The sequence below is a fragment of the Metabacillus sp. Hm71 genome, from assembly GCF_051842955.2.
Lineage (GTDB): Bacteria > Bacillota > Bacilli > Bacillales > Bacillaceae > Metabacillus.
This window is the reverse complement of sequence record NZ_CM200278.1, coordinates 4,259,680-4,282,710: the sequence shown is the minus strand read 5'-3', so window position 1 is coordinate 4,282,710 and position 23,031 is coordinate 4,259,680. Positions and strand designations below refer to the sequence as shown.

Annotated in this window: 22 protein-coding genes; 17 read left to right on the top strand and 5 right to left on the bottom strand. The window is 37.3% G+C overall.

What is annotated here, in order from left to right; genetic code table 11:
* Window positions 1-177 precede the first annotated feature (177 nt).
* From ACSVDH_RS21220 to ACSVDH_RS21210, 3 genes are all read left to right on the top strand, one after another.
* Window positions 178-1,365 (top strand): acetate kinase, encoded by a 1,188-nt coding sequence (locus ACSVDH_RS21220; RefSeq protein WP_439249897.1) that lies wholly within the window; start codon window positions 178-180, stop codon window positions 1,363-1,365.
* A gap of 135 nt (window positions 1,366-1,500) precedes the next feature.
* Window positions 1,501-2,358, top strand: coding sequence for an EcsC family protein (locus ACSVDH_RS21215; RefSeq protein WP_439249898.1), 858 nt, complete (start codon window positions 1,501-1,503; stop codon window positions 2,356-2,358).
* Window positions 2,351-2,863: a MogA/MoaB family molybdenum cofactor biosynthesis protein gene (locus tag ACSVDH_RS21210; protein ID WP_439249899.1), complete on the top strand. Its 513-nt coding sequence runs from the start codon at window positions 2,351-2,353 to the stop codon at window positions 2,861-2,863. The genes ACSVDH_RS21215 and ACSVDH_RS21210 overlap by 8 nt, the downstream gene beginning before the upstream one ends.
* A gap of 211 nt (window positions 2,864-3,074) precedes the next feature.
* Here the strand turns inward: ACSVDH_RS21210 and ACSVDH_RS21205 are convergent, their stop codons facing one another.
* The gene (locus ACSVDH_RS21205) at window positions 3,075-3,392 is read right to left on the bottom strand and encodes a hypothetical protein (protein ID WP_299094486.1); all 318 of its coding nucleotides are present in this window, start codon (window positions 3,390-3,392) and stop codon (window positions 3,075-3,077) included.
* 273 nt (window positions 3,393-3,665) lie between these two features.
* Here ACSVDH_RS21205 and ACSVDH_RS21200 point away from each other — a divergent pair, with 273 nt between their 5' ends.
* The 8 genes from ACSVDH_RS21200 to ACSVDH_RS21165 all read left to right on the top strand — a co-directional run bounded on the left by ACSVDH_RS21200 (window position 3,666) and on the right by ACSVDH_RS21165 (window position 11,346).
* Complete coding sequence (locus ACSVDH_RS21200) at window positions 3,666-4,865, top strand: argininosuccinate synthase (protein ID WP_299094484.1); 1,200 nt, start codon at window positions 3,666-3,668, stop codon at window positions 4,863-4,865.
* Window positions 4,862-6,235 (top strand): argininosuccinate lyase, encoded by a 1,374-nt coding sequence (gene argH / locus ACSVDH_RS21195; protein WP_439249900.1) that lies wholly within the window; start codon window positions 4,862-4,864, stop codon window positions 6,233-6,235. The genes ACSVDH_RS21200 and argH overlap by 4 nt, the downstream gene beginning before the upstream one ends.
* A 77-nt stretch (window positions 6,236-6,312) precedes the next feature.
* Window positions 6,313-6,471 (top strand): hypothetical protein, encoded by a 159-nt coding sequence (locus tag ACSVDH_RS21190; protein ID WP_439249901.1) that lies wholly within the window; start codon window positions 6,313-6,315, stop codon window positions 6,469-6,471.
* Window positions 6,472-6,673: 202 nt separating this feature from the next.
* Window positions 6,674-7,435, top strand: a complete 762-nt coding sequence (locus ACSVDH_RS21185; RefSeq protein ID WP_439249902.1) for an SDR family oxidoreductase — start codon at window positions 6,674-6,676, stop codon at window positions 7,433-7,435.
* 139 nt (window positions 7,436-7,574) lie between these two features.
* Window positions 7,575-8,696, top strand: coding sequence for an alanine dehydrogenase (ald, locus tag ACSVDH_RS21180; RefSeq protein WP_439249903.1), 1,122 nt, complete (start codon window positions 7,575-7,577; stop codon window positions 8,694-8,696).
* Between the two features lie 138 nt (window positions 8,697-8,834).
* Entirely contained in the window at window positions 8,835-9,518 is a 684-nt protein-coding gene (locus ACSVDH_RS21175) for a metal-dependent hydrolase (RefSeq protein WP_439249904.1), read from the top strand.
* A gap of 98 nt (window positions 9,519-9,616) precedes the next feature.
* A complete protein-coding gene (locus tag ACSVDH_RS21170) occupies window positions 9,617-9,859 on the top strand; it encodes a hypothetical protein (protein WP_439249905.1) in 243 nt (80 codons plus the stop codon).
* A 170-nt stretch (window positions 9,860-10,029) separates the two neighbouring features.
* Entirely contained in the window at window positions 10,030-11,346 is a 1,317-nt protein-coding gene (locus ACSVDH_RS21165) for a CBS domain-containing protein (protein ID WP_299094476.1), read from the top strand.
* A gap of 26 nt (window positions 11,347-11,372) precedes the next feature.
* On the opposite strand, the gene ACSVDH_RS21160 is transcribed toward ACSVDH_RS21165, so the two are convergent.
* On the bottom strand, window positions 11,373-11,672 hold the full coding sequence (locus ACSVDH_RS21160; RefSeq protein WP_299094475.1) for a YtpI family protein: 300 nt from the start codon (window positions 11,670-11,672) through the stop codon (window positions 11,373-11,375).
* Window positions 11,673-11,839: 167 nt separating this feature from the next.
* On the opposite strand from ACSVDH_RS21160, the gene ACSVDH_RS21155 reads away from it, so the two are divergent.
* On the top strand, window positions 11,840-12,784 hold the full coding sequence (locus tag ACSVDH_RS21155) for a DHH family phosphoesterase (protein WP_299094474.1): 945 nt from the start codon (window positions 11,840-11,842) through the stop codon (window positions 12,782-12,784).
* Between the two features lie 147 nt (window positions 12,785-12,931).
* Here the strand turns inward: ACSVDH_RS21155 and ACSVDH_RS21150 are convergent, their stop codons facing one another.
* The 3 genes from ACSVDH_RS21150 to ytrH all read right to left on the bottom strand — a co-directional run bounded on the left by ACSVDH_RS21150 (window position 12,932) and on the right by ytrH (window position 14,495).
* Complete coding sequence (locus ACSVDH_RS21150; RefSeq protein ID WP_299094473.1) at window positions 12,932-13,117, bottom strand: YtzJ family protein; 186 nt, start codon at window positions 13,115-13,117, stop codon at window positions 12,932-12,934.
* A 542-nt stretch (window positions 13,118-13,659) separates the two neighbouring features.
* Window positions 13,660-14,163, bottom strand: coding sequence for a sporulation membrane protein YtrI (ytrI, locus tag ACSVDH_RS21145; protein WP_299094472.1), 504 nt, complete (start codon window positions 14,161-14,163; stop codon window positions 13,660-13,662).
* Window positions 14,160-14,495: a sporulation membrane protein YtrH gene (gene ytrH / locus ACSVDH_RS21140; protein WP_299094471.1), complete on the bottom strand. Its 336-nt coding sequence runs from the start codon at window positions 14,493-14,495 to the stop codon at window positions 14,160-14,162. Before ytrH ends, ytrI begins: the two co-directional genes overlap by 4 nt.
* Before the next feature lie 937 nt (window positions 14,496-15,432).
* Between ytrH and dnaE the strand changes: the two genes are divergently transcribed.
* The 5 genes from dnaE (at window position 15,433) to accA (ending at window position 22,946) form a co-directional block, all read left to right on the top strand.
* Window positions 15,433-18,792 carry a DNA polymerase III subunit alpha gene (gene dnaE / locus ACSVDH_RS21135; protein WP_439249910.1) on the top strand — a complete coding sequence of 1,120 codons (3,360 nt, stop codon included), beginning with the start codon at window positions 15,433-15,435 and terminating at the stop codon, window positions 18,790-18,792.
* Between the two features lie 253 nt (window positions 18,793-19,045).
* Complete coding sequence (gene ystJ, locus ACSVDH_RS21130) at window positions 19,046-20,275, top strand: NADP-dependent malic enzyme (protein WP_299089577.1); 1,230 nt, start codon at window positions 19,046-19,048, stop codon at window positions 20,273-20,275.
* A gap of 17 nt (window positions 20,276-20,292) precedes the next feature.
* Complete coding sequence (locus ACSVDH_RS21125; protein ID WP_299089576.1) at window positions 20,293-20,919, top strand: FadR/GntR family transcriptional regulator; 627 nt, start codon at window positions 20,293-20,295, stop codon at window positions 20,917-20,919.
* 180 nt (window positions 20,920-21,099) lie between these two features.
* Window positions 21,100-21,975 carry an acetyl-CoA carboxylase, carboxyltransferase subunit beta gene (gene accD / locus ACSVDH_RS21120; protein ID WP_439249911.1) on the top strand — a complete coding sequence of 292 codons (876 nt, stop codon included), beginning with the start codon at window positions 21,100-21,102 and terminating at the stop codon, window positions 21,973-21,975.
* On the top strand, window positions 21,969-22,946 hold the full coding sequence (gene accA / locus ACSVDH_RS21115; RefSeq protein ID WP_299089572.1) for an acetyl-CoA carboxylase carboxyl transferase subunit alpha: 978 nt from the start codon (window positions 21,969-21,971) through the stop codon (window positions 22,944-22,946). Before accD ends, accA begins: the two co-directional genes overlap by 7 nt.
* Window positions 22,947-23,031: the final 85 nt, after the last annotated feature.

The following is a 23,031-nucleotide window of genomic DNA, read 5'->3' as shown; positions in this document are numbered from 1 at the left end:
TAATAATCGAAAGCTTTTTGCAAAGAATAATAGGTAATAAAAAAGCTAAATGTCTAGCTGTTAAATAATAAATATTGTATGACAATAACAATAAATAAAGGAAGAATCGCGTCTTACTGTTTTTATAAGCGACATTATGTATTTACAGTTGGAACGGACAAAAAGGAGAGTAACAGAATGGCAAAAATTATTGCAATTAATGCTGGTAGTTCATCATTGAAATTTCAACTTTTTGATATGCCTAGCGAAACAGTATTAACGAAAGGATTAGTAGAAAGAATCGGTCTAAAAGATTCGATATTTTCGATTTCAGTAAATGGGGAAAATCGAAAAGAAATTTCAGATATTCCTGATCACGCCGTGGCAGTAAAAATTCTTTTATCTAAATTAACCGATTTAGGTATTATTAAGTCTTTAGATGAGATTGAAGGAATTGGCCACAGGGTTGTACATGGTGGGGAAGTATTTAATGATTCAGCACTAATTACAGATGAAACCCTAAAACAGATTGAAGATCTATCTGAATTAGCGCCGCTTCATAATCCAGCTAACGTTGTTGGGATTAAAGCTTTTAAAGAGGTATTGCCAAATGTTGAAGCTGTTGCAGTATTTGATACAGCTTTCCACCAAACAATGCCAGAGCAATCATTCTTATATAGTCTTCCATATGAATACTATGAAAACTTTGGGATTCGTAAATATGGATTCCACGGAACTTCACATAAATATGTTTCAGAGCGGGCAGCAGAAATTTTGGGCAGACCAATTGAACATCTTCGTTTGATTTCTTGTCATTTAGGTAACGGTGCGAGTATCGCAGCAATCGAGGGCGGAAAATCAATTGACACTTCTATGGGCTTTACGCCGCTTGCAGGAGTTGCGATGGGGACCCGATCAGGAAACATTGACCCAGCACTCATTCCGTTTATCATGGAGAAAACAGGAAAGTCAGCAGATGAAGTACTTGATATCTTAAATAAAAAGAGTGGGATTTTAGGTGTATCAGGACTTTCAAGTGACCTTCGTGATATTACGCAAGCTGCAAATGAAGGTAATGAAAGAGCTAAAATTGCTCTTGAAGTATTTGCGAGCCGTATTCACAAATATATTGGTTCTTATGCAGCAAGAATGTCAGGTGTAGACGCGATTATCTTCACTGCAGGTATCGGTGAAAATAGTATAGAAATCCGTGAACGTGTATTAAAAGGCCTAGAGTTTATGGGGATTTATTGGGATCCAGCCCTTAATAAAGTACGTGGTGAGGAAGCCTATATCAGCTATCCGCATTCACCAGTAAAGGTATTAGTGATCCCTACAAATGAAGAGGTTATGATTGCGCGTGATGTTTTACGCATAGCAAAGTAATGCAGTGATTGGATTAAAAGACAGCCGGGAAGAAATCGGCTGTCTTTTTGTGTTATGATAAAGAGAGACTTTATTCAGAGGCATTATTATCCGTTAAGCTGGATCAACTTATCATAGAATAAAGGAGACGTTAGGATGATCGACTCAATACGAGAGAGAGCAATTTTAGATGAGATCATGTTGTGGGAAAGTGAGTTGCAGAATGATCTTCGAACGGATTTTCAACGCACATTTGATAGATGGATGAATTATAAACTTAATGAAATACCTGATTCGATGAAACGGTTATTTTTTAAGAAGTTGGATGCAAGTTTATTTCATCTCCACTCTTTTATTCAAAGCTCCTTTGTTCAACAGGATGCAAAAAAACAAATCCTGTTATCAGCAAAAGCATTGAATGAAGACATTATAGATTTTAGTGATTTACATAAGCTGCCAATTGATCAGCTTCATTATTTAGCTGACCTTCAAACATCAAAACACCGCCTTTATTCTTTATTGCAAGGTGGGATAACCGGTACCGGCGGTCTTCTTTTGACGGGTATTGATATACCGGTTCAAACAATTCTTAATTTACGATCGATTCAAATGGTGTCAATGTGTTACGGATATGAAATATCGAATCCTTATGAAATGATGACCTCCTTAAAGGTTTATCATGCATCATTAATGCCGAAGCATCTGCAATATAAAGCATGGCTTGATTTGAAGAAGGAGCTGACGTCAGATAATATGATGTCCTATTTTTATGAAGGGAATGATGACCTGGTTAACTCACAAAGCTTAGAATTTCTCTTAAAGCAAATTGCAAAGCTTTCCGTGATCTCTCTTTTTAAAAGAAGACTTGTCGCCGGACTTCCTCTCATTAGCATTATGATTGGTGCAGGTGCAAATTATCAGCTGACTCGTCAAGTAACGGATTTTGCTAATAAATTTTATCAGTACCGATTAATAAGCGAGAAAAATATTGCAGGAGGTCTTTATGATGAGTAGTATTGAACATAAGCTTGAAGCTCCTCATTCAGTGAAGTGTAAAGTCATCACGATCAGTGACACTCGAACGGAAGAAACAGATAAAAGCGGGAAGCTGATAATTAAATTGTTGGAGGAGCATGGACATCATGTGGCTGGTTATGAAATTGTAAAAGATGAAAAAATTTTGATTCGAAGCTCCGTCTTAAAAGGCTGTGAAGCCCGAGGCATCGATGTGGTACTTACAAATGGAGGAACAGGGATTGCCAAAAGAGATGTCACCATCGAAGCAGTTCAATCAATTATTGAAAAAGAAATACCGGGCTTCGGTGAAATTTTCCGTATACTGAGCTATACAGAGGATATTGGCTCTGCAGCCATTTTAAGTAGAGCGATCGCAGGTGTTTCAATGAATACAGCTGTTTTTGCTATGCCGGGTTCTTCAGGAGCTGTAAAACTAGCAATGGAAAAACTGATTATCCCTGAATTAGGACATGTCATAAGAGAAATAAGAAAAGACTTATAGATTTTATCAATAAAAAAATTGGTTATTTGCCGATTGCTTCCACTCTTCCTCTATTATATAACAAGTAAAACAGAAGGTCTGTGCCAAACATAATATTTTTAATTAGTTTTTGTGTCTAGCGCAAGCCCCCAGCCTTTCTAGGGTCCAAGCCGCTCATGAATAGTCAATTCATGAGCGGCTTATTTACTCTAGACAGGCGCTTGCACTTTTCTTAATTGTGAACTTTTTCAATTGATATATACTGTGTTGTCCTAAACCATATCCAAAGGTCGTTAATGATGGAGGCAAGTTCAGAGATTTCTTCATTTAATTTACAAGAATGAGGAAAATCCTCCTCAAGATTAAGTTCATTTTGTTTCCTATTAATTTCATGCTCTAGCTCAGCTATACGATCAGGTATTCCGCCGCGAATTTTTTCCCATTCGGTTAAAATGCTGTTTTGAATATATCCACTATACAATTCCCATGGCTTTGTTAATTTGGGAATCTTTATTTTTAGTCTAGAGTCATAGATAAAGTAATCGTTCATTTCATTTCCTCCCGAAACATGTTTTATTAGATTTTACAACATTCCATAGGTAAGAACTACCGCACTTTATAGCTTTTATGTGTTTGAATATTCACACAATATAACTGAATTTGGCTATTCATTCATATGCGTTAATTTTTATACAAAGATTCTGTGAAAATATGCATTTTTCTATTGACGAAATAGGGCGCAGTTGGTAAAGTGTTACCTATAAAGAAAATGTATTTTTATTAACATATATTCATGTTTATACAACCGAGGAGGAACAAATAGATGAAGAAAGTTGTGTTAGCTTATTCTGGAGGATTAGATACCTCTGTTGCAATTAAATGGTTACAAGAGAAAGGGTATGATGTTGTAGCAGCGTGCCTTGATGTAGGTGAAGGGAAAGATACAGCATTTGTTCAGCAAAAAGCTCTTCAAGTTGGAGCGATTGAATCATATATGATTGATGCGAAAGAAGAGTTTGCTAATGACTTTGCGTTAGTTGCTTTACAAGCTCATACATTATATGAAGGAAAATATCCGCTAGTTTCTGCATTATCTCGTCCGTTAATTGCAAAGAAACTTGTTGAGATTGCTGAAAAAGAAAATGCAGTAGCGATTGCGCACGGCTGTACTGGAAAAGGAAATGACCAAGTTCGTTTTGAAGTTTCAATTAAAGCATTAAATCCAGATCTTGAAGTGCTTGCTCCAGTAAGAGAATGGGGTTGGTCACGTGAAGAAGAAATCGAATATGCGGCAAAGCATGGTATTCCAATTCCAATCAACTTAGATAGCCCTTATTCAATTGATCAAAACCTATGGGGAAGAAGCAATGAGTGCGGTGTCCTTGAAGATCCATGGGCAGCTCCTCCAGAAGGTGCATATGATTTAACAGCACCATTGGAAAAAACGCCTGATCAAGCTGATATTATTGAAATTCATTTCGAAAAAGGTGTTCCTGTAAAAATCAATGATCAAGCATATCCGCTTCATGAATTGATCTTGAAGCTAAATGAAATCGCAGGAAAGCACGGTGTGGGACGTATTGATCATGTTGAAAATAGACTTGTGGGTATCAAATCTCGTGAAGTATATGAGTGCCCGGGTGCAATGACACTTATTAAAGCACATAAAGAGCTAGAAGACTTAACATTAGTAAAAGAAGTAGCTCATTTCAAACCGGTAATCGAGCAAAAACTTGCAGAGCTTATTTATAACGGACTTTGGTTCTCTCCTCTAAAGACTGCTTTACATGCTTTCTTAAAGGAAACTCAAACATATGTAACAGGAACAGTGCGTGTAAAACTATTTAAAGGGCATGCTATTGTAGAAGGAAGAAAATCTGAGTATTCTTTATATGATGAAAAACTTGCGACATATACTAAAGACGATGCATTTGATCACAATGCAGCAATCGGATTTATTGAATTATTTGGACTGCCAACAAAAGTAAACAGCATGGTAAAAAACAAGAAGGTGGAAGTATGAAAAAACTTTGGGGTGGACGCTTCCAAAAAACCCCTGAACAATGGGTGGATGAGTTCGGAGCATCCATCCATTTTGATCAGGAATTAGTTGAGGAAGACATCACAGGAAGTCTTGCACATGTCGATATGCTTGGCAAGTGCGGCATCATCAGCAAAGATGAAGCAGAACAAATTACAAAAGGCTTAACATCTCTTTTAGAAAAGGCCAAAAAGAATGAACTTACCTTTTCTGTTAACTATGAAGATATTCACCTAAATATCGAAAAAATGTTAATTGATGAAATTGGACCTGTTGGTGGAAAGCTACATACTGGAAGAAGTCGTAACGATCAGGTTGCTACTGATATGCATTTATATTTACGTAAACATGTAGCAATGGTAATTGAATTGATTGAAGGGCTCCAAAATGCTCTTATAGAACAGGCTGACAAGCATGTAGAAACGATTTTACCAGGTTATACCCATCTTCAACGGGCACAACCGATTTCATTTGCCCATCATTTAATGGCGTATTTCTGGATGCTGGATCGTGATAAACAGCGATTTCAGGAATCACTAAAGCGTATTAATCTTTCTCCCTTAGGCAGTGCTGCACTTGCGGGTACTACCTTTCCGATTGACCGTGAGTATACAGCTGAAAAGCTTGAGTTTGATGGAATTTACGAAAATAGCTTAGACGGTGTTAGTGATCGTGATTTTATCATTGAATTCCTTAGCAATAGTTCATTATTAATGATGCATTTATCACGTTTCTGTGAAGAGATTATTTTATGGTGCTCTCAAGAGTTTCAATTTATTGAGCTCGATGACACATATGCAACAGGAAGCAGCATCATGCCACAGAAAAAAAATCCCGATATGGCAGAGTTAATTAGAGGGAAAACAGGGAGAGTCTATGGGAATTTAATGTCTTTATTGACGATTCTAAAGGGACTTCCTTTGGCATATAATAAAGACCTTCAAGAAGATAAAGAGGGTATGTTTGATACGGTAAAAACGATTGAAGGAAGCCTCCAGATCTTTATCGGTATGATCAATACATTAAAAGTAAATAAGGATAAGATGGAAAAGGCAACCAAAGAAGATTTCTCAAATGCAACAGAATTAGCAGATTATCTTTCTACAAAAGGAATGCCATTCAGAGAAGCGCATGAGGTTGTTGGCACACTTGTCTACAAATGTATTCAATCAGGTATTTATTTAAAGGATTTACCTTTTGAACAGTATAAACAAGCTTCTGAGCTGTTTGAAGAAGATTTATATGAAGTCATCAATCCTTTTGAAGCAGTGAGAAAACGTATGAGCGCCGGCGGTACCGGATTTGATGTGGTTCGAAAAGCAATTGATAAGGCAAAAGCAACGTTTAAATAAACGTTCAAAATGGAATAAGCTTCTTAATTTCAGAAACACTAAACGCGAGCAAAAAAGAGATTAAGGAGCTGAACGTGTTGAATAAAAAAAGAGTAACAAGGCAGACTTACTACTACGATCATTTAGGCGAAGAGGAAACGATGAAGCAAATAACGGATGCCTATTCCAGCGGGGTAGTTGAACAGCAATATGAACAAAATTTCCTCCAAGAGCACTTCGAAATAAGGAATGGCTAACCGATTAGACCTCCAAACACCAATAATGTGTTTGGAGGTTTTTTGTTTTAAATATAGAAGAAATATGAAGGTTTCAAACAGATTATTGTAAAATGGATATGTTATTATCACAATAGAGACAAAAAATTGTTATTATCAGAATGTTAAAGATGAAAGGGATAGCTCTATACATAAGGACAAGTTATATGAGGAGGAAATGATCGTGCGACATGCCCTTATTACGGCAGGCTCAAAAGGCTTAGGTAAGAAGGTAACAGAGGAATTTTTGAAAAATGGTTTTTCTGTTACGGTGAGTTATCGAAAAGATACAAGTGCCGTCAAGGAATTTCAGGCTAAGTTCTCACATTATCAAAATCGTCTTCACTTTGTTCAAGCGGATGTAACAAAAAAAGAAGATCTTTCGAAGATGATTGATCAATCACTTGAACAATTCGGAAGAATAGATTGCTTAATTAATAATGCTGGCCCTTACATATTCGAAAGAAAAAAGTTGGCTGATTATACAGATGAAGAATGGTATCAAATGATCGAAGGAAATTTAAGCTCTGTTTTTCATTTGTTTAAAAAAGTTGTTCCGATTATGCGTAAGCAAAATTACGGAAGGATTATTACATACGGTTTTCAAGGAGCTGCAACATCACCTGGCTGGCTTCATCGATCCGCCTTTAGTGCCGCAAAGGTTGGATTAGTATCCTTAACAAAATCAATAAGCATAGAAGAAGCTGAACATGGGATCACCGCCAATATGATTTGTCCAGGAAATATTGTGGGAGAGATGAAGGAAGCAACTATTGAAGATTCCAGGGAAATGACCGATCCAAACACACCAATTGGACGTTCGGGAACAGGAGAAGATATTGCAAGAACCATTGCTTTTTTGTGCGAAGAAAATTCAGACATGATCACTGGTTCTATTATTGAAGTAACAGGCGGAGCAAATGTTATCCATCGTTTTCATGTTTGAGGATCTCATCTATGTCCACTCAATCTGAATTATTTTTTTAAACTCCCAGGACCTGTCTGTTTTCGTAATCATATGATAAATTACGGTAATACTGATAAGGACACAAGTTTGAAAAGATGATGAGTAAGGAGGACTTACTATGAAAATTGGTATTCCTGCAGAGATAAAAAATAATGAAAACCGTGTAGCGATGACCCCTGCAGGTGCTTTTCATCTCGTTAGTTCAGGACATGAGGTTTATATCGAAAAAAATGCAGGACTTGGTTCGGGGTTTACAGATGAAGAGTATATTGAGGCTGGTGCAAAAATCGTAGAAACAGCTCAGCAAGCGTGGGCGATGGATATGGTTATGAAGGTAAAAGAACCATTAAAAGAAGAATATGGCTATTTTCGGGAAGGACTTATTTTATTTACGTATTTACATTTAGCCCCAGAGCCTGAATTGACTGTAGCATTAATTGATCATAAAGTGATTGCCATTGCCTATGAAACCGTTCAGCTTGCAAATGGTTCCCTTCCGCTACTTACACCAATGAGTGAAGTTGCTGGCAGAATGGCCTCCCAAATAGGTGCGCAATTTTTAGAGAAGCCAAAAGGAGGCAAGGGAATTTTATTAGCTGGAGTACCAGGTACGAGAAGAGGCAAAGTTACTATTATCGGCGGGGGAGTTGCTGGAACAAATGCAGCAAAAATAGCGGTAGGATTAGGCGCAGAGGTAACAATTCTGGACGTCAATCCAGAGCGGTTAAGACAACTGGATGATATTTTTGGAAAAGACATTTCAACACTTATGTCAAATCCTCTCAACATTGCTGAATCTGTATCAGAATCTGATTTAGTGATTGGGGCAGTGTTAATTCCTGGGGCTAAAGCACCAAAGCTTGTATCTGAAGAGGTCGTCCGTTCAATGACCAACGGATCTGTCATCGTTGATATCGCGATTGACCAAGGCGGTATATTTGAAACAACGGATAAAATAACGACTCATGATAATCCGACATATGAAAAGCATGGAGTTTTACATTATGCAGTTGCGAATATGCCTGGTGCGGTTCCGCGAACTTCTACGTTTGCTTTAACAAATGTAACAGTTCCATATGCCGTTCAGATCGCCACGAAGGGTTATAAAAAAGCGTGCTTGGAAAATGAGGCATTATTAAAAGGAATTAACACATTGAATGGATACGTAACCTATGAAGCGGTAGCAGAGGCTCATGGCTTATCCTTTTCAGATGCACGAACTTTACTTCTTGGGGTATAGGCATAAGATTATTCAAAAGAATCTATAAAGGTCTGTCAATAATTCACCAGTCAGGCCTTTTTTGTTTTAAATAAATAAAAATTACGGTAAAATTTTCTATGAAAGGTTAAAAATTTAGGAGAGCAGGTGTAAATTTCAATGCAAGTTTCTTATCATGGTCATTCTGTTGTGAAAATTGTAACCGAAAATAAAAAGATTATCATTGACCCGTTTATTAATGGAAATGAACTAACTGATTTGAATGTTGGTGACCTTGAAGTTGATGTGATAATCTTAACACATGGTCATAATGATCATGTCGGGGACACGGTTGAGATTGCGAAGAAAAATAACGCATTAGTCATTGCTCCATACGAGTTAGCTGTATACATAGGGAAAAATGATATTAATATTCACCCAATGAATTTAGGCGGGGCTTACCAATTTGACTTTGGTAAAGTAAAGCTGACACAAGCGTTTCATGGGTCAAGCTATCAGGAACAAGATGGCACAGTGATCTATACCGGGATGCCTTCAGGAGTACTATTTACAGCAGAGGGAAAAACAATTTATCATGCTGGTGATACGGCGCTGTTTTCAGATATGAAGATGATTGGTGAGCGAAATGAAATTGATGTAGCCTTTTTACCGATTGGGGATAATCTAACAATGGGGCCGGAGGATGCAGTAGATGCTGCCTTATGGCTCAAAGCAAAAAAGGTTGTGCCGATCCATTACGATACATTTCCTGCAATAAAACAAGATCCTAAAGCGTTTGCAAATATGCTTCCAGAAGGTGTAGGTATTCCTTTAAAGGTAGGAGAAATACTGGAGCTAAAATAAGTCATAGATAGAAGTGGATGATTGTGGTCATTCGCTTCTTTTTTTTCTCGTACATGCATATGATATGGTAATAAATGAATTGAAAGGATGATTTCAGGTTGAAAAACTTACTGTATGCATTAATAGCCTTAGTAATGCTTTTTTGGGGATTACAGCAAATCACAATGTCAGGCGATCAAATGCAAACCGTGTTTTTAATGAGTTGGTTATGTTTAGCGATTTTTGTGATTGGAGGAAATTTCGCACATTACTTATATCAACCTAAAAAAGCAGTGGGTAAACAGCAACCGGTTTTTGATCGAAATCGTCAACGAAAAAGAGTACGCCAAACAGCGCGTTGATAAAAAAAAGCGCCACCCTTATAATTAAAAGTGGAAGAATAGGCAATTTATCATACTAAATACAGGCAGAAATTACGCCTGTAAAGGTTCGATAAATAAAGGCAACTAGCTTTGGAGAGCAGAATGCCTCTTAAGCTGGTAGTTTCATTTTATAAAAAGGGTGATGCGGCTTGGCTACAAAGCACGAGCAAATTTTACAATATATTAACTCACTTCCAGTTGGTGAAAAAATTTCCGTACGGCAAATTGCTAAGGAAATCAACGTGAGTGAAGGGACAGCGTATCGGGCGATTAAAGAAGCTGAAAGTAAAGGCTATGTTAGTACAATTGAGCGTGTAGGAACAATAAGAATTGAAACGAAGAAAAAGGAAAACTTTGAGAAATTAACATATGCTGAGGTTGTTAATATTGTTGATGGACAAGTATTAGGTGGACGAGCTGGCTTGCATAAGACGTTAAATAAATTTGTAATCGGTGCGATGAAGCTTGAGGCAATGATGCGATATACAGGAGCAGGCAACTTATTAATTGTCGGAAATCGGACAAACGCACATAAATATGCGTTAGAGGCTGGTGCAGCCGTTTTAATAACAGGAGGATTTGATACAGAAGATAATGTCAAGAAGCTTGCCGATGATCTAGAATTGCCAATTATCTCAACAAGCTATGACACGTTTACTGTAGGTACGATGATTAATCGCGCCATCTATGATCAATTGATAAAAAAGGAAATTGTCCAAGTTGAAGATATTTTAACACCGTTAGAAAAAACGATTACACTAAAGACAACAGATACGGTATCAACCTGGTATCAATATAATTATGAAACAGGTCATGGGCGATTTCCAGTTATCGATCAAAACATGAAAGTACAAGGAATTGTCACATCAAAGGATATTATGGGGCATGACCATTCAACATTGATCGAAAAAGTGATGACGAAAAGCCCTGTTACTGTGACCGGAAAAACATCTGTCGCCTCTTCTGCACAAATGATGGTTTGGGAAGGGATTGAGGTGCTTCCAGTCGTTGATCAACATAATCGTTTGCAAGGGATGATCAGCCGGCAAGATGTATTAAAGGCTTTGCAAATGATCCAGCGACAGCCGCAAATAGGTGAAAAGCTTGATGATATTATTACCAATCAGTTTATCACCATTGATGATGAACTAAAACGAGGAAGTGTTTTTCGCTGTGAAGTAAGCCCGCAAATGACAAACCATCTTGGGACAATTTCTTACGGTGTTTTTACAACACTTGTAACAGAAGCGGTAAATCGCTACTTAAGAGCGCAAAAAAAAGGGGATATTGTCGTAGAAAATATTACAATATACTTCATCAAGCCTGTACAAATGGAAAGTGTACTTGAACTGCATCCGAAAATACTAGAGGTAGGAAGAAAGTTTGGAAAAATTGATATTGAAGCATTTAGTGAAGGAGCAGTAGTAGGGAAAGCAATGATGATGGTTCAATTAATTGAAAGGTAAGAGAATAGAAGAGGCTATGCCTCTTCTTATTTTTGCGTCCCGGATTCGTTTATCACTTGTGGCAAATAATGCTTGTATGCACGGAACCCTGCCCAGCTGCTTCCAAGTCCAATTAGCAAAAAGATAATCCCCACGATTAACGAAATGCTTGATCGATATAAAAATAGCTGATTAAGACCAAAGGATGCAACAAAAATTCCTAAGGCAATACTGGACTTTGCAGAAATCCATTGTTTCTCAATCGGCTTTTGGGATCTATAAGCTTTTACTTTATAGTAAACGTAAAAAGCAAGGGAAATGATAATCATTACAACTAACACTGGCATATATCGAAACCTCCGCATTAAAATCAATAACGTTCGTTGTTTACCATGTCTTATTTTAACATGACCTAAACAAAATGTATTCATTTTCTGTTTGCTGATTATTCTTTCTTTTTAAATAGGATGTTTTATGATTTAATAACTTATATCGATGATTAAAGGAGATAGAAATGAAACAACAAATTTTAAAAGAAATACGTCAAAATGAAACGATTATTATCCACCGTCATGTTCGCCCAGATCCAGATGCATATGGTTCCCAATGTGGATTAGCTGAACTATTAAAAGCTTCCTATCCGGATAAAAAAATTCTCGTTGTAGGGGAAAGTGATCCATCCTTGGAGTTCCTATATAAAATGGATCTTGTTGAGGATGAAGTTTATCATGAAGCATTGGTTATTGTTTGTGATACTGCCAATCAAGCTCGGGTAAGTGACCAACGCTATAAAAATGGGAAAAAGCTCATTAAAATTGATCACCATCCAAATGAAGACAAATATGGTGACCTGCTTTGGGTTGATACAAGTGCGGCTGCAACAAGTGAAATGATTTATGAACTATATTTGGAAGGCAGGGAGCAAGGCCTTGTTCTTTCAAAAAAAGCGGCACAATTATTATATGCAGGTATTGTTGGCGATACTGGCCGTTTCCTTTTTCCAAGCACTACGGAAAAGACCTTCCGTTATGCAAGTGCATTAATTTCTGAAGGAATTGAGTTTGCACCTTTATATGACGAACTGTATAAAACAAAACGGAATGTTGCAAAGCTTAGCGGATATGTACTGCAAAACTTCAATTTAACATCTTCAGGAGCAGCTTCAATGAACATTTCGCAGGCAATTTTAGATGAATATGAGGTTTCACCTTCTGAAGCTTCCCAGCTGGTAGGCATTCTTGGGAATATTGAGGGTGTTACAGCATGGGTGTTTTTCGTTGAAGAAAAAGATCAAATAAGGGTTAGATTAAGATCTAAAGGGCCTGTAATTAACGGGCTAGCGAGAAAATACGATGGCGGAGGACATCCTTTAGCATCTGGTGCATCGATTTACAGCTGGGATGAGGCTGAAAACCTTTTTAAAGATTTAGTAGAGCTATGCCAAGAAGTTAACGGATAAAGGGGTATGTAAGTGGTTCGGAATTCGTCATAACGGTTCCGAACCTTTTTTCGATATTGGGGTAAAAATGTTAGCTATAAGCTTATATAGATATGTTGAGAAAAGCAAATAAGGAGATGGTAGTTTGAGAGGTTTTGGCAACGCTTACTAATCTTTGTTTGGGATAAACCAAAATCCAATGTCGGTAGCATCTTCGTAAACATCAAGTTTCAATAGTTGGATTTCCTTTTTTATTAAATGTGCAATCTCAGGTGATTCAACATATGCTGAAAAACCCTTTTTAATATGCTCAAGCTTTTCCTGTACAAATTTTTTTGAATTAATAATATACATTTAAATCTCCTCCAATTTGTTTTTTTTAGAATGTCACCCTTTCTGAATGTGACGAGTCTGACCTTTTCTGTATAGAATAGCCGGCTCAGTCAAACCATGATTAGTTTGGTGGTAATTCATAAGTGGATTTAGCAAGTTAAACAAAGATTCCATTTTTCATTAAAATAAATTTACGGTATACATGGCTTTAGGCAGTGAATACTGACGAGGTTATGTTTTATATTTATGAAGTTGGAAGGAAAAAGCTTACTATTCATGAGGCGAGGATGATGAGGCGGCTGCTGCAGTATTGTTCTTAAAGATGAAAAAGCTTTTCACTTGTTTGTTTTCCCTATTTTTATTTTATCGAAGATCACCTGAAAATGCGATTAATTTTTATCTACAAGTTTTTCTTTTAATGTGTACGCACGATTAAGCATCCGAACCGGGAGTCTTCTCTCTATGATGTATCAGTAGGAGGCTCCCAGTTGACTCGCTTTTCTAAACAGATGTCCCACTTATCGGTTGCATTCAACATACTGCTAATACGATGATACAAAACTTTATTTCAAAAATGATATTTCTACCTCAATATATATCGTTGTGGATAGAAAAAAATGGGTAATTTTAAGCTTATAATCCTTATCGTCTATTGGCAATGTTCTGTTCTCGATCGTTCGTTTTATTAACTTATGGTTGGAGATAACGCCCTCAAGCTCCTTTGCAATTAAATCTGATAAATCATCCTCAATCATTCGCTCAATATTTTTTATTCTAAAATCTTGAAAATGATATTTTTCACCATTTGTTAAATTGATTTCTATATCCTGTACTGTAAGTCTTTTTTGAGCTTCTTTATTTAATTTTGTGTATTCTTCCTGGTAAATCTCTTTACTCTTTTTTAGTTCGTCAATTACTACTTGTTGTTCAGCGATCTTGATGCTATGCTTTTCTTGAATCACACCAAATATAAATAAAAAAACACACCAGCTAATAACGGCTCCGATTGCTGCTCCTGCAAAAAAACGCTGCCATGTTGGTTGTTGGTAATGTGGTGGAATTCTCATGATATGTGCTCCTGTGTTAACCAAGTAATAATCAGCAATCCGGTTTGAGCACCGCCCATACCTGAGACAATGAGTAAGACTTGTTTGATGATATCTCTCGTTTCACCTTCGAAAATCCCTCGTTCAAAGCTGTAAAACGCATCAAATGTTCCGCCAATTGCGGCAACAAGCGCCCAAATCTTTAAACGATTTGCAAAGATAAACATTTTCGTTAAAGGTGGTTCACCAGCTAAAAAGGCTCCTATAGCACCTATGAGTGTTCCACCCAAAATAACACCAAGCGCAATAAAATAGCTGTGGATAAAAGCCGGAACAAAGGCTTCGTTTTCCATTACATCATCCTCCTATATTTATCCAAGCTTAACGGGTTGTTACCCCTGCTGATGGAAGTCTCACTTTATCCCATCTTAAGGGGCAGTAAAATCCCTTTTTAAAATTATGAAAAGCAATCAGCATTGGTGGGGATTACTGCCCCTAAAGATCCGATAAGTCTCGCTAACCATCAGTAAGGATAAAGTACATCCTTACTGATGGAAGTCTCACTTTATCCCATCTTAACTGGCAGTAAAATTTCTAATAACTGCCCTTAAAGATCCGATAAGTCTCGCTAACCACCAGTAAGGATAAAGTACATCCTTACTGATGGAAGTCTCACTTTATCCCATCTTAAGGGGCAGTAAAATCCCTTTTATAATTAAGAAAAGCAATCAGCATTGGTGGGGATTACTGCCCCTAAAGATCCGATAAGTTTCGCTAACCACCAGTAAGGATAAAGTACATCCTTACTGATGGAAGTCTCACTTTATCCCATCTTAAGGGGCAGTAAAATCCCTTTTATAATTAAGAAAAGCAATCAGCATTGGTGGGGATTACTGCCCCTAAAGATCCGATAAGTTTCGCTAACCACCAGTAAGGATAAAGTACATCCTTACTGATGGAAGTCTCACTTTATCCCATCTTAAGGGGCAGTAAAATCCCTTTTATAATTAAGAAAAGCAATCAGCATTGGTGGGGATTACTGCCCTAAAGATCCGATAAGTTTCACTAACCACCAGTAAGGATAAAGTACATCCTTACTGATGGAAGTCTCACTTTATGTATATGGACGACCTTTAGGAAGTATGTTCTATTTAGATGTAGATTATAGTTTTGTAGACAACCAAACTCTTGTACTTACTATTTGTCTCAATAAAAATCTAAGAATATAATGGATGATATAGTTAAGAAAGCACTATACAGATCAATAGCATTAAGAAAGGAGGGATTATTTTGCCTTTCGTTCACCTTCAAGTAAAAAGTGCTTACAGTCTCTTAACAAGTGCAGCAAAGCTGGACAGGCTGGTAAGTAAAGCAAAATCGCTTCATTTTCAAGCCCTTGCTTTAACAGATGACCATGTTATGTACGGAGCGATTGCATTTTATAAATTATGCAAGCAACATGATATTAAGCCAATTATTGGATTAACGATAAAAGTGATCGATGATCAAGAGGAAAGAGAAGCTGCTCCGCTTGTATTACTTGCTGAAAATAATAGCGGGTATCAAAATTTAATCAAGATCAGCAGTGCGTTGCAAACGAAAACTCCAGATGGGCTGCCTGTAAGATGGTTAAAGAGTTATAGCCATGGTTTAATTGCAATTACCCCCGGTTCGGATGGGGAAATTGAACAAATGCTTATGGAAGGTAATCGTGTGAAAGCAAAAGAGCTTTCAATGAAATATCAAGCGATTTTTGGACGGGAATCCTTTTATTTTGGCATTCAAAATCACTTCTTACATCAAGATAAACAGCTTATGGAAGAAATCATCTTATTAAGTGAAAAAACACAAATACCGATTGTTGCAACAAACAATGTTTCTTATATAGAGAAAGAAGATTTTTTTGCTCAAAAATGTTTAGTCGCAATTAAAAATGGTGAGAAGCTTTCAGATGAACATGTGGATCTGGAAACACCAAATGAATATTATTTAAAATCGCCGCAGGAGATGATTACATTATTTGATGATCATCCAGAAGCGTTGGAAAATTCATTAATAATAGCGAATCGTTGTAATGTGAATCTTGAACTGGGGGTTACTCACCTGCCCAAATTCCCAACACCCAATCAGGAAAGTGCGGATGATTATCTCGAAATGCTCTGCCGAAAAGCATTGCCTGTACGGATTAAGAAAATAGATAAGGTTTATCAAGATCGGCTAGCGTACGAATTAAGTGTCATCAAAAGAATGAATTTTAGTGATTATTTTCTCATTGTATGGGACTTTATGAAATATGCTCATGAAAATGGTATTCTTACTGGTCCCGGCCGGGGTTCTGCGGCAGGCTCGCTTGTATCCTATGTCTTAAAAATAACGGATGTTGATCCAATAAAGCATCGTCTATTGTTTGAACGGTTTTTAAATCCTGAGCGAATATCGATGCCTGATATCGATATTGACTTTCCAGATACAAGACGTGACGAGGTTATTGAATATGTTGCGAAGAAATATGGAAAAATCCATGTCGCACAAATTATTACATTCGGCACATTGGCAGCAAAGGCTGCAATCCGTGACGTCGGGAGAGTCATGGGAGCCTCGACAAAAGAAATGGATTACCTATCCAGACAAATTTCATCCCGACCTGGTGTCAGCCTTTCAAAAGCCATATCAGAATCTAAAAATTTACAAAAAGCGATACAAGAAAACAATTTATATAAAAGAATAATAGATACAGCGTTAAAAATTGAAGGACTTCCAAGGCACGCATCTACACATGCTGCAGGTGTTGTGCTAAGCGACCAGCCTCTTACAAACATTGTCCCCATACAAAATGGGGCACAGGATGTTTATTTAACTCAGTTTACAATGGATTATTTAGAGGATTTAGGCTTATTAAAAATGGATTTTTTAGGTCTAAGAAATTTATCCTTGATAGAAAATATAACAAAATTAATTCGGCGTGAAGAAGGAGTTTCAGTTAACTTAACGAACATTTCTTATCAAGATAAAAAAACATTTGCTCTTCTTTCAAGCGGAGATACAACTGGGATTTTTCAACTGGAATCGGAAGGAATGAGAAATGTATTAAAGCGTTTAAAGCCAACAAGTCTAGAAGATATTGTCGCGGTAAATGCCTTATATCGTCCGGGGCCAATGGAAAATATCCCTCTGTACATTGAAAGAAAGCATAACAAAAAACCAGTGCATTATTTGCATCCTGCTCTTGAACCCATTTTGCATTCAACTTATGGAGTTATTGTCTATCAAGAACAAATTATCGAAATTGCCTCAACGATTGCCGGCTTTACTTTAGGTGAAGCTGATTTATTAAGACGTGCAGTTGGTAAGAAAAAGAAGGAAGTCCTTGATGAGGAAAGAGAGCATTTCGTAAAAGGCTGTTTGGCAAATGGTTATGACCGAGAAGTAGCGATGAAAACTTATGATTTGATCGTCAAATTCGCTAATTACGGCTTCAATCGAAGCCATGCAGTTGCTTACAGTATGATTGCTTATCAGCTTGCTTTTCTGAAAGCAAATTATCCACTGTATTTTACAACAGCTTTATTAACAAGTGTCATTGGAAATGATGAGAAGGTCTCACAGTATATTCGTGAAGCCCAGCAAAAAGGAGTGACGATCTTACCTCCTTCAGTAAATAATAGCGCATATCCTTTTTTAGTTGAAAATGGTATGGTGCGCTTTAGTTTAATGGCGATAAAAAATGTTGGTATTACAGCGATAAAGGAAATTTTTCATGCTAGGCAAAAGAAACCATTCATCGACTTATTTGATTTTTGCATCCGGGTATCAATGAAAATTGTAAATCGGCGGACAATCGAACAATTAATCTTTTCAGGGGCAATGGATGATTTTGGGGTAGACCGTGCAACCTTGCTTGCCAGTTTAGATGTTGCCATTGAGCATGCGGAGCTGTTAAAACCGGCAGATGATCAGCAATTTGACTTATTTAATGAAGAGGAATTTACTCTAAAGCCTAAATACATCGAAGTTGAACCATTTAAAATAGAAGAAAAATTAAAGTTTGAAAAAGAGTCGCTCGGCTTTTATTTTTCAAGTCATCCTGCAGAATTGCATCGAAAGAAATTTGAGCTGGCCGGTGCAGACCTGATAGATGAAGTACAGGTCAAACTAAATAAACGAGCTTCAATTGGGATCATGGTTTCAAGTATCCGAACCATTCGCACCAAAAAAGGCGAGGTAATGGCATTTTTAAAAGTTGGCGATGAGACTGGTGAGATGGATGCGGTCATGTTCCCGCAATTCTATACAAAATTTAGCGAAAAAATGTCTTCTGGGAACATTTTTCTTTTAGAGGGGAAAGTAGAAAGACGTCAAGAAAAAGTTCAGTTTATCATCCAACAGGTCATATTACCAGAGGAGCTGCCTAGCCAAGACGGGTTTGGCAAGCTTTTTATAAAAATTAATCGGCAAATGGAATCAGAAAGACTCTTAAGTGTAAAAAAACTTCTTAAAGCTTTTCATGGCGATACACCGGTTTTTCTTTATTATGAAACGGATAAACGTACGGTACAGCTGGGTAAAGAGTATTTTATTTCGCCAACAGAAGAATGCTTGATTGAATTGATAAAATTATTGGGGAAAAGTAATGTGGTGTTAAAGAAATAATCATCTAATTAGTCAATAATAATCATTTCTTCTAAACCTATGTTAAAGGAAATAGAAGGACAGCTTTCCTAGATCATATGGGGCTTTTCTAAACGATTGGATATAAAACCTTCTTTACAAACAAATGAATTATGTTATCATTTAATAGGATTATAGGTGGTCAGACCACTTATGAGATAGGATAAAATTACGAGAAGTTCTTGAACAATAGTCTGTTCTTGCAACTTTACAAGGTACAAAGGGGATGTTCATGATGTCATTGAGAGAAGAAGCATTACATATTCACCGTGTAAACAAAGGAAAGCTTGAATCGAAGTCTAAAATACCTGTTAGAAATGCACATGACTTAAGTCTTGCTTATTCACCAGGAGTCGCGGAGCCTTGTAAAGATATTTATGATGATCAAAATAAAGTATATGACTATACCATGAAGGGGAATATGGTTGCTGTTGTATCAGATGGAACAGCAGTGCTGGGACTAGGGAATATTGGACCGGAGGCTGCTTTGCCTGTCATGGAGGGAAAAGCCGTATTATTTAAAAGCTTTGCGGGGGTAGATGCTTTTCCAATATGTCTAAATACTACAGATGTTGATGAAATCGTTAATACGGTTAAACTTCTTGAGCCAACCTTTGGCGGGGTCAATCTTGAAGATATCGCTGCACCAAACTGCTTTGTGATTGAAGAGCGTTTAAAAAAGGAAACGAATATTCCGATATTCCATGATGATCAGCACGGAACAGCAATCGTAACGGTTGCAGGTCTTGTAAATGCTTTGAAATTAGTTGATAAAAGCATGTCGAATATACGAGTAGTTGCAAATGGCGCCGGGGCAGCAGGGATTGCAATCATTAAACTTCTATATACTTATGGAGTTAGAGATATTATTATGTGTGATTCAAAAGGTGCTATTTATGAGAATCGTCCGACTGGGATGAATGAAGTAAAAGCGCAGGTGGCAAAATTTACGAACCGAGATCAAATTGCCGGATCCCTTGCTGATGTAATAAAAGATGCCGATGTCTTTATTGGTGTATCTGTTGAGGGTGCGTTAACAAAAGAAATGGTTCAATCAATGAGCGATCAGCCAATCATTTTTGCAATGGCAAACCCAGTTCCGGAAATTATGCCGGAGGATGCAAAAGCAGCTGGAGCTATGGTTATTGGTACGGGACGCTCTGATTTTCCAAACCAAGTCAACAATGTGCTGGCATTCCCGGGAATTTTTAGAGGTGCATTAGATGTTCGCGCTACCCATATTAATGAGAAAATGAAAATAGCAGCAGTTGAAGCTATTGCCTCACTTGTTACTGAAAATGAATTAAGGCCAGATTATGTTATTCCTGCTCCTTTTGATCCTCGCGTTGCTCCAGCAGTAGCTTCTGCCGTGGCAAAAACCGCGATGGAGACAGGGGTAGCGAGAATAAAAGTAGATCCAGAGGAAGTTGCTGAAAAAACAAGAAGGCTTGCGATTATTGAGTAGAAGTGAGTGATTTGTCTTTGACGACTGAACAATCAAAAGTTTATATAGGAATTCTTCGTCATATTAGAGCTTATATCGCTGAAAATCAGCTTTCTTATGGTGATAAGATCCCTTCTGAACGAGAATTTGCTGACAAGCTTAAGGTAGGTAGATCCTCTGTAAGGGAGGCATTACGTGCACTTGAGCTATTAGGGATGATTGAAACAAGAAGGGGAGAAGGAACATTTCTTAAAGACTTCAGGGAACATCATCTTATCGAATTGCTGGGAACATTCATTTTAGAAGATTCAAAAGTGGTTGATGATATTATAGAAATGAATGTTCTTCTGGAAAACAATGCACTTAATTTACTATTACAAAATAATTGTGAAAAAGAACTTATTCTTTTAATAGAAAAGCTTACAAACCATACAATGACAAGATATGAAGTAATGAAAGAACTTATGCAATTATCTAATAACCATCTCCTTTTTCGAATATGGTCTGTATTAAATGAGTATGTTACGTATGTCTGCAAACGGGATGTGGGGATGGTTTATCCGGATGAAAAATTAGAAATGCTTATAAAAGGCTTATTAAATAAAGAACGAGAAAAAGTTTTTGAAGCATATGAGGCCATATCACTTGAGGAAAATGTCGAATAGTTACTGACATACTTCAACAACATGCTTGTTCAACTTTCGTTAAAGTAATAACGAGGGTCATGTACTATTGCTTTCCTAACACAGCTATGATACCTATAGTAAACATTATGAGGTGCCACGTTAGTGAAAAAGATTTGTAGAGAAACGATGAAACAGCTTTAGAAAAGGGGAGGTACCGTTTTGTTAAAAGATTTATTTACGAAACCGAAACCGAAGAAAAAAAAATATGCGCAGGTTCCATCCGAGCAAACAAAACAAGATGTTCCAGAAGGAATAGTTAGCAAGTGTCCAAGCTGCAAAAAAATATTCTATTCAAAAGAACTAGTAAAAAACCATAAGATTTGTTTAAATTGCGGCTATCACTATCAAATGAATGCAAGAGAACGAATTCAGAGTTTATTTGATGAGAATAGCTTTGTTGAATATGATAAAGACATGATTTCAGAAAATCCATTGCAATTTCCAGGTTATGAGGAAAAGCTTGAAAAGGACCGTCAAAAAACGAAGCAAAATGAGGCGGTTGTTACAGGAGAAGGCACGATAAACGGTTATAAAACGACTGTTGCCATTATGGATGCCAGCTTCAGAATGGGAAGCATGGGTTCAGTGGTTGGAGAAAAGATTACTCGTGCAATTGAAAAAGCAAATGAAAAAGGCCTGCCTTTTATTATTTTAACTGCTTCTGGTGGTGCCAGAATGCAGGAAGGTGTCCTAAGCTTAATGCAAATGGCAAAAACGAGCTCTGCATTAAAGCTTTATAGCGATAATGGCGGTTTAATTATTTCTGTTATGACACATCCGACAACAGGCGGTGTATCTGCAAGCTTTGCTTCTCTTGGTGATTATAATTTTGCAGAGCCTGGCGCATTAATCGGATTTGCAGGAAGAAGAATTATTGAGCAAACGATAAGGGAAGAGCTTCCTGAAGATTTCCAAACTGCTGAATTTTTATTAAAGCATGGACAGCTTGACGCCGTTATTGATCGTCGAGAGTTAAAGGATACGCTTGAGAATATTCTAGATATCCATCAAGCAGGAGGTGAAATAACATGGTAGGCGAATTGGAATTTGAAAAGCCCGTTGTCGAGCTTAGGAAAAAAATCAGTGAACTGAAAGAATTTACTAGCCAATCAGATGTTGATTTAACCTCTGAAATTGAGAAGCTTGAAGCTAGATTGGAAAAACTCGAAAATGAGATTTATACGAATATTAAGCCTTGGGACAGAGTCCAAATTGCAAGGCATCCAAATAGACCGACAACATTAGATTATATCGAACATATTTTTACTAATTTCTTTGAATGTCATGGTGACCGCTATTTTGGCGACGATGAAGCCATTGTAAGCGGGATTGCTAAGTTTAAGGGGCTTCCTGTTACCGTTATTGGTCATCAACGTGGGAAGGATACGAAGGAAAATATCAGAAGGAATTTTGGTATGCCCCATCCTGAAGGGTATCGTAAAGCATTAAGATTAATGAAGCAAGCTGATAAATTTAACCGTCCTATTATTTGCTTTATTGATACAAAAGGTGCTTATCCAGGAAAAGCAGCGGAAGAGCGCGGTCAAAGCGAAGCAATTGCTAAAAACTTGTTTGAAATGGCTGGATTGTCTGTACCAGTTATTTGCGTTGTTATTGGTGAAGGCGGTAGTGGAGGTGCTTTAGCATTGGGTGTTGGCAACCACATTCATATGTTAGAAAACTCTACTTATTCTGTTATATCACCAGAAGGTGCTGCAGCTTTGCTATGGAAGGATTCCGGATTAGCTAAAAAGGCAGCAGAAACAATGAAGATAACAGCACCAGACCTAAAGGAACTGGGCGTTGTTGATGAAATTATCCCTGAAGTTAAAGGTGGAGCACATAAAGATATCACAAAACAAGCAGGGTATATAGAAGAAGTATTAGCAAGCTCTTTAAAGGCTCTTTCAGCAATGAATGGCGAAGAGTTGATTCAGCATCGATACGAAAAGTATAAAAGAATAGGGCAAGTATCATTTACAAATGAGTTACTTGGGGTAAAATAAAGAACGTGTGGCCATTGGTCCACGTTTCTTTTGAGTAATAGATATATTCATGGACGTTGGTGCAATCAACCAAGCATGCAAGCAA